Here is a 12,786-nt window from a genome sequence, read left to right as displayed (position 1 = left end):
TTACGTTTGGGTTGGTTGATTAATCCTCAACAGCAGCAGGTGGAAATCTACCGACTAAATAGCGGTGTGGAAATTATTAATTTGCCTGCGATTTTATCCGGGGAAGATGTCTTACCTGGGTTTGTTTTGAATTTAACTTAGCAAGGATGACAGGGAATAACAAAGGGAATGACACCGAATCAGGATATCTTTGTCAAAACATTTCCAGAAAAGCGATCGATTGTCAGATTGAAGGTGTATAATCTCTTAAAGGCCAGCATCAAGCTACAAAGTTCTCAATATATCCATATCCCAAAAAAAACAATCAGGATTTCAGGAACAGATGCTCTGGCTACTTCTTCAAAGAAAGAGGAAACTCTCAGCCACAACATTGATATTTGTCAATAATGTCCCCTAAAATTTTCAATCATCACTTTACTCCTCTTAAATCCCTCTCTCTGGGATTATTTCTCCTGCAAGCTTTCACTCCCCTCACCCTAGCAGCCCCCCCGCGAGAACCGGATCAAACCGTCGGCTGTGATATTCTGGTGGTGGGTGGTGGTTTAGCCGGTGCCGGTGCGGCCTACGAAGCGTTATTATTAGGAAAAACCGTCTGTTTAACCGAGATTACCGACTGGGTGGGGGGACAGATATCTTCTCAGGGAACCTCCGCATTAGATGAAAGACGGACACAAAGAGAAAAATTATTTTTCCCGAAAGGTTATCTAGAATTTAGGGAAAGAATTAGAAAGTATTACGGGAAACGCAACCCCGGAGAATGTTGGGTAAGCGGGTCTTGTTTTTTGCCTTTTGATGGACATAAATTATTATTTCAACAGTTAGAAGACGCTGCCAAAAAAGGTAAGGGAACCCTGAAATGGTTTCCCTCCACGGTAGTCAAAGAATTAAATATTGAAACTTTACCCAATCGCGGCACCGGTCAACAGATTACCAGTGTAATTGCCATTCAACATAGTCCCGCAAAAGGTACTCCTCCCCTAAATACCGAGTTTTTATCGCAAAAAATGGCGGATATCTATCGCTACGAAAATTCTCCCCGTTTTGATAAGAAAATCCTCCGTTTTGTCCCCAAATCCTCCCAACCGAATCAATTAGCAGATTGGTATGTGATTGAAGCGACCGAAACCGGGGAAATAATCGGATTATCAGATATTCCCTACCGTTTAGGTGTCGATAAGCGCAGTTATCTCGAACCTTCTTCCTCTAGCGTCACTGGCGACCCCTACTGTACCCAAGGCTTTACCTATACCTTCGCCATGGAGGAAACAGAAAAACCACAAACCCACGAGAAACCCGTTTATTATGAACGCTATGCCCCCTATTTTAGCTATGAATTGCCGCGATTAGCCGATTTTGACCTAGTTTTCACCTATCGTCGTATCTGGAGTCCACAACTGGGTAAAGAGAAAACCTTTGGGGGAATTACTTTTACCGAACCCGTCCCGGGGGATATTTCCATGCAGAATTGGACCTGGGGAAATGATTATCGTCCGGGGACTGCTAAGGATAACTTTATCTACACCCGTGAACAGTTGCAAGAGTTAGGACAGTTATCTCCGGGGGGATGGATGGGAGGATTACGCACCGAAACCCTCGCGAGGGGCGAAGAACACGCCATTTCCTACTATTATTGGTTAGTAGAAGGAACCACCGATTCCCAGTTAGGAGACGGGGTAAAAGTTCCCCATTTGAATAACCGTTATCTGTCCGGTTTTGATTCTCCCATGGGAACTGCCCACGGTTTGTCAAAATATCCCTATATTCGGGAAGCAAGACGGATTATCGGTCGTCCTTCCCTGACTTTCCCCGCTGGTTTTACCGTCACAGAAATCGATATTTCCCGACAAAATTTTCAAAGCGATTTCTATCGTCAAAATCTTTCCCCAGCAGAATATCGGCGCTTAATTGCCACCTTGGCAGGATTAGAGGGATTTTCCGTACTTGATGGCACATTATCCCCCGATCAGGCCGTTAAACGCAAGCGCTCTACCATTTACCCCGATTCCGTCGGTATCGGTCACTATGCGATTGATTTTCATCCCTGCATGACGGAACATCCCCCCGAAAAACCGGGTAATACAGAAAAAGCAGGAGAAAGACGGGGACAGGGTCAAGCTTACCCCTTCGAGATACCTTTAAGGGCTATAATTCCCCAAAAAATCGATAATTTATTGATAGCGGGTAAAAGTATCGCCCTTAGTCATATTGCCGCGGCCGCCTATCGTGTCCATTCCTTCGAGTGGTCCTCTGGGGTAGCTGCTGGCATCACGGCAGTGTATGCTTTAGATAATAATGTACTGCCCTATCAATTAGTAGAAAGTGATTTTCTCATCGGGAATAAACAACTGCGAGAATTACGGCAAAAAATCGACGCTAGTGGTAATCCAACTATGTTCCCCGATGCCTCAATTTTCCAGTCGATGGATAATTGGTATTAATTAGGGTTTGCTGAAAAAACTTTTTCAGCAGACCCTAGGTACTGCTCATCTATGTCTCTCAGATTGCCAGATTTCGTCCGCCACCTAAACGGTTACGACTGTTTTGGGTTGAGAATACTATTGATAATCAGAGCGTTTTTGGGAAGATAAGGAGGATCAATCATTTCACGATGAATACCAGTGGCATAATGATTGATTCTTTCCCCTTTTGTTGCTTGTGTCCAATCATCTTGAGCTTCATAGTTTCCCTCAGCACGAATCAAATGAATAGTCCCTTGAATTTGTACATTTTTTAAGTCAGAATTCCAAAGAAAATTAAAGTATTCCCACACTTGATGATAAGTGCGATCGCGGAGTTTTTGATTTTCTAAAAAGTAACCTCTTAATTCCTGACGTTTGGGATTTAATAAGAAAGCATCAACCCCTTCTTGAATCTCTGACATATCAGCTTTTTTAGCCTCACGTCCTCCTCTGTAAGTATCCAGTAAAATCACATCAGAAACAACTCTCCCTCGACTTTCTAATTGTTGCGCCATTAACATCGCTAAAAATCCGCCGGCGGAATGTCCCATTAATTTTATATCTTGATTCTGAGCCAAATCCTCAATTAATTCAGCGTATTTTTCTAACATTAATTCATCGCTAATATACCGGAAAGTATAAATAGCATAATTCGTTAGATACTCTGCTAAATTGGCATAAGCAGCAGCGAAACCAAGGGCGGGGGGAAATAAAAAGACGGCCTTTTCTTGCTCCTTATTAAACACCACATAAGGACGTTCTTTCGGTTGAATATTCATCTCTTGAGCATAGATAATATAATCGCTTAATTCGGCTACTGTTGGCTTTTCATAAATCATTGATAAAGGAATTTCTATGGCGATTTTTTCATAAATTAAAGCCATAAGATTCATAGCTTGTAAGGAATGACCCCCCAACTCAAAGAAGTTATCATTAACCCCTATCTTGCCAGCTTGTAGAAGCTGTTGCCAAAGGCTTACTAAGATAGTTTCCGTTTGATTGCGGGGTGCTAAATAGGGTGATTCAACTAAAGAAGTCTCATCCGGTATAGGCAATTTATGAAAGTCTATTTTACCATTAGGATTTAAGGGAAAATCCGACAACATCACAAAGGCAGAAGGGATCATATAAACGGGTAATTTCTGCTGCAAGAAACGGCGCAGATCCTGAGAAGTTAATAAGGGTTCTTTTCTCATTACATAAGCAACTAACCGTTGATTATATAAGGTATCTTCCCGCATAATCACAACAGTTTGTTCAACGTTGGGATGAGTTTCTAAAACTGTCTGAATTTCTCCTAATTCAATGCGGAAACCTCTCAGCTTAACTTGATTATCAATCCGCCCTAAATATTCAATATTTCCATCAGGAAGATAGCGAGCTAAATCCCCCGTTTTATATAATTTCCCCTGAGCAAAAGGATGAGGAATAAATTTTTCAGCCGTTAATTCAGGTTGGTTGAGGTATCCACGCGCTAAACCCATTCCACCAATATGTAATTCTCCAGCAACACCAATAGGAACCGGTTGGAGATAACTGTCGAGGATATAAACTTGGGCATTAGCAATGGGAGTTCCAATAGAAATTTGGGAATTTGGCTGACAGCACCAGATAGTAGTCTCAACCGCTACTTCTGTTGGTCCATAAGCGTTATATAATTCACAGTTTAACTGCTGAAAAAATCGTTGATTGAGTTCATAAGATAAGGCTTCTCCCCCGACAATTACTCGTTTTAAACAGTGGCAATCTTTGCTCTTGGAATGTTGCAGAAAAACTCGCAATATTGAGGGAACACAAGTGAAACAAGTTACTTGTTCTTGCACAATTAAATCTATTAAATAATCTATATCTTTATACCCGTCAGGTTTAGCCACGACTAGGGTAGCACCAGATGTTAAAGACAAGAAAATTTCCCAAACTGAAACATCAAAACTAAAGGGAGTAATTTGGAGAATGCGATCTTCAGAGTTAAGATTATAATTGTCAATATTGTATTTTAGAGTATTGCAAATTCCTTGATGAATATTCATCACACCTTTAGGTTTTCCCGTTGAACCCGAAGTGTATATAACATAAGCTAAATTTTCTGGTTTAACTGGAGAGGTCAAATTCTCTTGACTATAATTAGCTATCTTTAACCAATCTGTATCTAAACACAGTATTTCGGCTTGATTTTCTGGCAGAAATTGGACTAAAGATTGTTGAGTTAACAACAGAGAGATAGCTGAATCAGATATCATATAATCCAAGCGCTCAGGGGGATAATTAGGATCCAAAGGAACATAAGCTCCCCCGGCTTTAATAATTCCCAATATTCCGATGATCATCTCAAAAGAACGCTCAATAAAAATCCCCACTAAAACTTCTGAAGTTACGCCTTTTTCTTGTAAATAGTGGCCGACTTGATTAGCTCGACTATTTAACTCTCGATAGGTCAATTTTTCGCCGTCAAAAATAAGAGCTATTGCCTCGGGATTATCTCTAACTTTTTCTTCAAATAACTGGTGCAAACACTGTTGAGAATAAGCGACTTCGGTTTGATTCCACTCTATTAGTAATTGATGCTGTTCTTCAGGGGTTAATAAATTAATCTCAGATAATTTACAATCGGGATTCTGAATTACACTTTTAATAATTTGTAAAAAGTGACCGTTCATTCTGGCGATAGTTTCAGGCAAAAATAAATCTGGCTCATATTCGATCACTAATGTAAGATTATGACTATCTTCAAAGAAGCTCCAAGTCATATCAAATTGAGCCATGCGTGGTTTTAAGGGATAAGGTTGATGTTCCAAACCAGGAATTTTTAAGACAGTTTTGCTTTCTTTACCCAGTAGAGAAAACATGACATCAAATAAGGGATTTCTGGACAAATCACGTTCTAAATTGAGAGCAGATACTAATTTATCAAAAGGATAATCACGATATTCATAAGCATCAAGACAGGTGTTAGTTACTTCCCCTAAGACTTGCTTAAAAGTTACTCCCTCTGGTAATAAAGATCTCAAAGCCAAGGTGTTAACATAAAACCCGATCTGGTTTTCTAAATCAGGATGATTTCGTGCTGAAATAGGGATACCAACTACTAAATCCCGTTGGCCGGTGTGACGGTAGAGTAATATTTTAAAGAACGTCAGTAGGGTAATAAATAGAGTCGTATTATTTTGAGTGGCAAAGGTTTGTAATTGTTGGCTAAGACTCTGACTAAATTGATAAGTGTGGGAAGCTGCTTGAGAAGATTTTACTTGAGGTCGAGGGAAGTCTATCGGTAAGTTTAAGATAGGGGGATGTTCGGCAAAAACCTCGCACCAATACTCATGTTGTTCTCTAACTTCTTCACTTTCTAACCACTGATTTTGCCATGCCGCATAATCTTTATACTGTAGGGTAAGAGGGGGTAATTCAGCTTTTTTTTGTTGAGTATAAGCAGAGTATAATGTAAAGAACTCTTGAAAGATAATATCAAGTGATTGTGCATCTCCAATAATATGATGGACAGTCAAACCAAAGATAAATTCTTCTGACTTAATCTGCACCAATAAGACCCGAATAAGGGGCAACTTTTCTAAACTAAAAGGTAAATTTGCCGACTCTTGAATTAAATCATCTGCCAAGAGTTCAGCATCTTTTTCTGCTCTTAAATCTTTAAAAATGATTAACTGTTCTGTGGGGATTTGCTCATGAATAACTTGCTTAATATTGCCCCCAACACTGGTAAAAGTGGTTCTGAGAATTTCATGACGGTTCACCAGTTCTTGAAAGGCTGCTGTTAATATAGAAACATCTAACTTGCCATTAATTCTCATGGCAAGCCTAATATTATAAGCACTAGAAGATTCGCTGATATGCTGCAAAATCCAAAGCCTTCTTTGACCGTGAGAGACTTCGTAATATTTTTGTTTTTCCAGTGGGTTAATTGAGTCAGATTGTGGTAAGTTGATCATCGTTTTTGTCGGGATTGAATTAATACAGCTTGTTCTTTTAAAGTATTATGGGTAAAAATTTCCCGTAATCGGAGAGAAACTCCAAATTGATTACGGATTTGTGACACTAAGCGCATCGCCTTCAGACTGTTTCCTCCTAGTTCAAAAAATGACTGATTACTGTTACTAACTTCTGCTTCTAATAACTCACCCCAAAGGGAAGCTAATAAAGCTTCTTGTGGATTAAAATCTGGGACTTGGTTAGTTAAGTTAGTAATATTTTCTTCGGGTTTTGGCAAAGCTAGACGATGAATTTTTCCATTAGGTAACAAGGGAAAAGCTTCTAACCGCATTAAAAAGCTAGGCTGCATATAAATCGGTAAGAGTTGCTTTAATTTACCTCGAATATATTCCTGATGAACTGTATCCTCTGCTTGATAATAAGCAATTACGGTTACTAATTCCTCCTTTTTATTAGCCATAACTAAGGCTTTTTCTACTCCCTCAATCCCACTGAGGACATCTTCAATCTCTCCTAATTCAATCCGTACCCCATTTAATTTAATTTGGTTGTCACTGCGTCCTATTACTTCTAAAGTTAGATCAGGAAGCAGTCTGCCTAAGTCTCCAGTACGATAAACTATATCCCTCCCCCCATTCAAAGGATTAGGCACAAAAACTGAATGAGTTAAGCTTTCATCTTGATAATAACCTTTGGTTAAATAGGGGGATTTAACGAACACTTCTCCTACTTCTCCTATTGCCCTGGCGCGATTTCCATCAACCACTGCATAAGCGGCATCTGGCAAAGTTTGACCACCCGGAACCCGTTCATAGGGAATATTATTAGGGTTAGGAATTCGATAAAAATGCTTAACAAATGTAGTTTCACTTGCCCCATAAATATTCACAAATTCTGTCTGAGAGCCAAAAATTTGATGCCATTCAGCCAGTTCTTTCACAAATAAAGGCTCTCCTCCTAAGACAAAAATTCGCAAACTTTTCAGGAGATTATGTGCATTAACTAAACCACGCCCTATCTTTAAAAACAGACGCATTACCGAGGGGACAGTGTGTAGTAAATTGATTTCCCATTCTCCTATTCGCAGTAATAAAAGCTCTAAGTCTTCTCGCTCTGTACTCTCTGGAATATACAGAGTTCCCCCTGAGCATAAAGTCACACAGGTTTCCCTCAAATAAGCATCAAAATTAATTTGAGCAATTTGTAAACAGCGCCAACTTTCATTAATGCCAAATTCCCGTTTTTCCCAATCAATGAAATGACGTAAGCTGCCGTGACTGCCTAAAATTGCTTTAGGTTCACCGGTTGAGCCAGAAGTAAACATAATATAATTAGAATCATCAGCATCCGGCATAGCTAGAAGGGGTTGCAGTTTGCTTAATTGGCAAGGAAACTCTTGATAATCCATGCCATTCCACTGATGATATTGCTGAATTTTATGAGCCTTAACCACTAAGATATGAGGCGGTTTTTCTAATGCGGATAGTTGGGGTTTAATCCCCTCTAAATTCTCAGCCGCAACTAAGATAATTTCGGGGCTAGTTTTAATCATCATGCGTTGCCGGCGCTCCTCTGGTTCATCTAAACGTAGAGGTAAATAGATTCCTCCGGCTTTAAATACTGCCAGCATGGCGATTAACTGACGATAATCTCCTTCTAGGAGAACACCACAAACCTTATCTTTTTCCACGCCTAATTCTTTTAAGGCATAAGCCCAAAAGTTAGTTAGTTCATGTAATTCTTGATAGCTAAATTTACCCCCTGGATAAATAATCGATGTTTTCTCTGGTTTGGCTGCAACTTGGTCAATAAAATCGTGGATAATAGTACGGGTTTCTAAGCGAGGAATAGGATTGATAAAATTGGCAATGAAAGCGGTTTCTGCCTCCGATAACAAAGAAATGTCTTTGACGGGTTGGGCGGGGTTAGATAGCATTTCATTCAAGAGTTTATCGAAGTGAATGAGACATTTTTTCATCCTCTCCTCTTGGAATAAGTCGGTGTTATAAATTAGCTCTAATCTGAGTTTTTCCTGATCTTCACTAAACACAAAAGATAGATCAAACTTACTGGTCGGGGTCAGGGAATCTAGAGATTTTATTTGTATATTTTCCAAGCCTACAGGTTGATCAAAATTTTGCAGAAGGACTAATATATCAAACAAGGGAGTGCGGTTAATTTCTCTAGAAACAGCTAATTTTTCTACTAAAATATCAAAGGGATAATCGGAATGTTCTAAGGCTTCGGTAACGGTTTGACGAACCTTTGCGAGTAGATTTTTGTAGCCTTTTTCGGGTTCAATTTGGTCACGAATAACTAAGGTATTGAGAAATAAACCGATTAGAGATTGCAGTTGAGGATGGCTTCTGGTGGCGATTTCTGTACCAATAGTAATATCATGTTGACCACTGTAGCGATACAGTAATATTTTGACAGCCGCTACCAATGCCATGAATAGGGTGATTTCGTTTTCTTGACAAATTTTTCTTAATTTAGAAATCGTTTCTCGGTCAAATGTCCAGCTTAAATGAGAACCCTTAAACGTCTTTATTTGGGGACGTTTAAAGTCTGTCGGTAAGTGAACTCTGGTCAGTTGTCCATTGTCCAGTTTTTGCCGCCAGTAATCTAGGTTTTGGGGATTATCTTCGCTTCTTAAAAGATTATTTTGCCATCCTGCATAATCTTTATATTGTATCGGCAATGGCTCTATAATAGGCTGTAATCCTTTGGCTAAATCAGAGTAGTATTGTAAGCATTCTTTAGCTAACAAACTCATTGACCAACCATCACAGATAATATGATGAATTTCTAGCTCTAAAATATATTCATTCGGAGATAGTTTATAAATCTTAGAGCGCCCCAGGGGACTTTTCTCTAAGTCAAACGGTTTTCTCTCTTTTGCAATCGTTTCTAGGATTTCTTCATCAGGTTTATTTGTCCAGTCTTTAAATTCCCAATCAAAAGGACGATTTTGCAGGATTTTCTGTTGTGGTTCACCGTTAATTAAAATGAAAGATGTCCGCAGGGATTCATGACGGGAAATCAATAATTGTATGGCTTTTTCAAAGACATCTGGGCTAAAATCTCCTGCTATTTTGAGGGTGGAAACAATATGATAAGCTACATTATTGAGATCCATCTGTTGCAAGACATAGAAACGTCTCTGAGCATGGGATGTTTCGTAGGTTTCTTGTGCAGATACAAGGGGAATAGTGGCTACCGTCAGAGGGGTAACAGTGCTTAATAATGCTGCTTGTTCAGCAATGGTAGGATGAGCAAATACTTGTTTAATGGGCAAAGATTGCCCTAACTTTTCCTGAATTTTACTCACTAGAGAAATAGCTTTTAAGCTATGTCCTCCCAACTCAAAGAAGTTGTCACTAACCCCTATTTTGGATACCTGAAGAACATCTTGCCAAATCTGAGCTAAGAGGCTTTCTTTTTCATTTCTTGGGGCTATATAAGCAGATTCAATAATTGATGTCTCATCGGGGACGGGTAATTTTTTCCTGTCTATCTTGCCATTGTTATTTAAGGGAAAATCCGACAAGATGACAAAGGCAGAAGGCACCATATAAGCGGGCAGTTGCTGCTGTAAGAAACGGCGCAATTCTCCGATACCTAATGAGGGGTATTTCCTGACTATATAAGCGACTAACCGTTGATTGTCTGAGGTATCTTCTCGCAAAATAACTACGGCTTTTTCCACTTCAGAATGTGTCTCTAAAACTGCTTCTATTTCTCCTAATTCAATCCGTAATCCTCTCAGCTTCACCTGATTATCAATGCGCCCTAAAAATTCAATATTGCCCTCTGGAAGATAGCGAACTAAATCCCCCGTTTTATATAAAATACCCGAATTAAAAGGGTTAGAAATAAATTTTTCTTGAGTTAATTCCAGACGATTGAGATAACCCCGCGCTAACCCGACACTGCTAATATGTAACTCTCCAGGAACCCCAATCGGAAGCGGTTGTAAATTCTGATCTAAAATATAAATTTTTGTGTTAGAAATTGGCTTACCAATAGACGGGGATGAGGAGTTTCCTTCCTCATAATCGGGAACTAATCCTGAAGTGGTTACTACTGTATTCTCTGTTGGACCATAATTATTAATCAGCTTAAAAGGCATTGATACTGAAGGGTAATGATGGAGTTTATCCCCACCCGTTAATATAATTCTGAGGGCTATATTTTCATCCCATTTTAAAGATAAAATCTTCTCAACTAGGGGAGTTGGTAAAAAGCTGACGGTGATTTCTTGGGCAATTAACCAGTCTCGCAAGTCCGGGGGAGATTGCATGATTTCAGGTTTAACTAAGACAAGACTCGCACCTGCTGTTAAACAGGGCCATAACTCCCAAACCGCAGCGTCAAAAGCACTTCTTGCTAGTTGAGTAATTTTGTCTAAAGGCGTAATTTCAAAAGCGTCTTGATGCCAACAAATTAAATTCATTAACCCCCGATGGCTAATTAATACTCCTTTGGGTTTTCCCGTTGAACCTGATGTATAAATAACATAGGCTAAATTCTCAGGAGTCGTTAGATTGAAGGGATTTTCTGGACTATAGGTAGCTATCTTTTCCCAATCCCTATCTAAACACAGTAACTCGGCCCCAGTTTGGGGAAGAAAATCCCCTAAAGATTCCTGAGTTAACACCAAAGAAACCCCCGAATCTGAGAGGATATCCCCCAAGCGCTCGGTAGGATAATCCGGATCTAAAGGTACATAAGCTCCCCCGGCTTTTAATATCCCTAATAAACCGATGACCATCTCTAGGGAACGCTCCATAAAAATCCCGACCAAACTTTCTGGACCTACACCCTTATCTCGTAAACAGTGAGCTAACTGATTGCCCCGGTTATTTAACTGTTGATAGGTTAATTTTTGTCCTTCAAAAATAACCGCTATTCCCTGCGGATTCTGTGCAACTTGTTCCTCAAATAATTGATGTAAAGACTTATCTAAAGGATAATCTGCCTCGGTATTGTTCCACTCTACTAATAACTGATGTTGCTCTTGTGTTGTCAATATAGGTAATTGTGTTACCCGTTGCCGAGTATCAGTAACAATCCCTGTTAAAATAGTCTGTAAATGTGCTGCCATCCGTTCAATCGTATCCTGAGTAAAACGGCTAGTATCATAGACTAACTGAATCAGTAACTCCTGTTTAGGAATAGCAACCACCGTCAAAGGATAATTAGTTTCCTCAAAATTCTCCACATCCTTAACCCTTAAGGATTGACGAGAATCTCTCGATAACGCTTCTCTAGGATAATTCTCAAAAACGACCAAACTCTCAAACAGGGGAACCCCCGGTGGAATATCACTTAATCTCTGTATTTCAGCCAGAGAAACATAAGCATAATCCTGAATTTCTGCTTGCTTTTGCTGTAATTCCTGTAACCAAGATAGCAATAAATCTGATTCTCTGATGGAGACTCGCAGCGGCAATGTATTAATAAATAATCCTACCCTATGTTCTACCCCTGATAAATCATGAGGGCGACCAGAAACCGTAACCCCAAATAAAACTTCTGACTCCCCACTATAGCGACTGAGAAGAATCGCCCAAGCGGCCTGTACTAGAGTAGATAAGGTCAGATTATGCTTTTGCGCCAAAGATTGCAGGTCTTTGGAGTGAGAAGCCGATAAATGACAGTTATACTCTTTATAAGTTGGCTTACCTTCAGATTTCATTAACTGGAGTCTGTCCACCCTCAGGGGGGTGGGAGTCATAAACCCTTCAAGAGTTCGCTGCCAAAAACTCTCAGCAATAGATGGGTTTTGCTCCTGTAACCAAACAATATAATCTTGATAGGGACGCGGTGAAGGAAGATGATAACTTTTCCCTTGAATACCTGCCTCATAAAACCCTAAAACTTCTTGATAAATAATAGGCATACTCCAACCATCCAGAATAATATGATGATGATTGCAGAGGAATTTATAAGTTTGGTCCGATAGTTGAATCATCAAGCAGCGCATCAAAGGAGCAACTTTGAATTCAAACCCTTGTTGACGCTCTGTTTGTAACAATAAATCTAAACGCTGTTGTTGTTCTGTGGGGGAAAGATTGCGCCAATCCTGATAATCCCAAGGCAAATCAACCTTTTTTCGCACAATTTGCAGAGGTTTTTCCCGTTTTTCCCAAAGAAATAGAGTCCTTAATACCGAGTGACGCTCTACAACTTTTTCCCACGCTTGCCTAAAAACTGCAAGGTTAATTTCTCCCTCCAGAGTAATTAGAGTTTGACTACAATAAATCCCTGAATCAGGAGTATAAAGACTATGAAAGAGCATCCCTTCCTGCATGGGGGAAAGAGGATAAATAGACTCCACATTTTTGGCGGGTTGATTTTTTGTGTCTGCCATGAAAGA

General features: G+C 39.7%; 5 protein-coding genes. 3 read left to right on the top strand and 2 right to left on the bottom strand.

Annotation, left to right across the window (positions count from 1 at the left end; genetic code table 11):
• The 3 genes from PN470_RS04245 to PN470_RS04235 form a co-directional block, all read left to right on the top strand.
• Positions 1-141: Uma2 family endonuclease (locus PN470_RS04245; protein WP_272103797.1), on the top strand; the 141-nt coding region annotated here is incomplete at its 5' end.
• Positions 142-168: 27 nt separating this feature from the next.
• The gene (locus PN470_RS04240) at positions 169-387 is read left to right on the top strand and encodes a hypothetical protein (RefSeq protein ID WP_272103795.1); all 219 of its coding nucleotides are present in this window, start codon (positions 169-171) and stop codon (positions 385-387) included.
• Positions 387-2,438, top strand: coding sequence for an FAD-dependent oxidoreductase (locus PN470_RS04235; RefSeq protein WP_272103794.1), 2,052 nt, complete (start codon positions 387-389; stop codon positions 2,436-2,438). The genes PN470_RS04240 and PN470_RS04235 overlap by 1 nt, the downstream gene beginning before the upstream one ends.
• 92 nt (positions 2,439-2,530) lie before the next feature.
• Here the strand turns inward: PN470_RS04235 and PN470_RS04230 are convergent, their stop codons facing one another.
• Complete coding sequence (locus PN470_RS04230) at positions 2,531-6,403, bottom strand: non-ribosomal peptide synthetase (protein WP_272103791.1); 3,873 nt, start codon at positions 6,401-6,403, stop codon at positions 2,531-2,533.
• Entirely contained in the window at positions 6,400-12,780 is a 6,381-nt protein-coding gene (locus PN470_RS04225; RefSeq protein ID WP_272103789.1) for a non-ribosomal peptide synthetase, read from the bottom strand. The genes PN470_RS04230 and PN470_RS04225 overlap by 4 nt, the downstream gene beginning before the upstream one ends.
• Positions 12,781-12,786 lie beyond the last annotated feature (6 nt).

The organism is Microcystis sp. CS-574, assembly GCF_028329095.1.
Taxonomy (GTDB): Bacteria; Cyanobacteriota; Cyanobacteriia; order Cyanobacteriales; family Microcystaceae; genus Microcystis; species Microcystis ichthyoblabe_A.
This window is presented reverse-complemented; position numbering and strand designations above follow the sequence as displayed.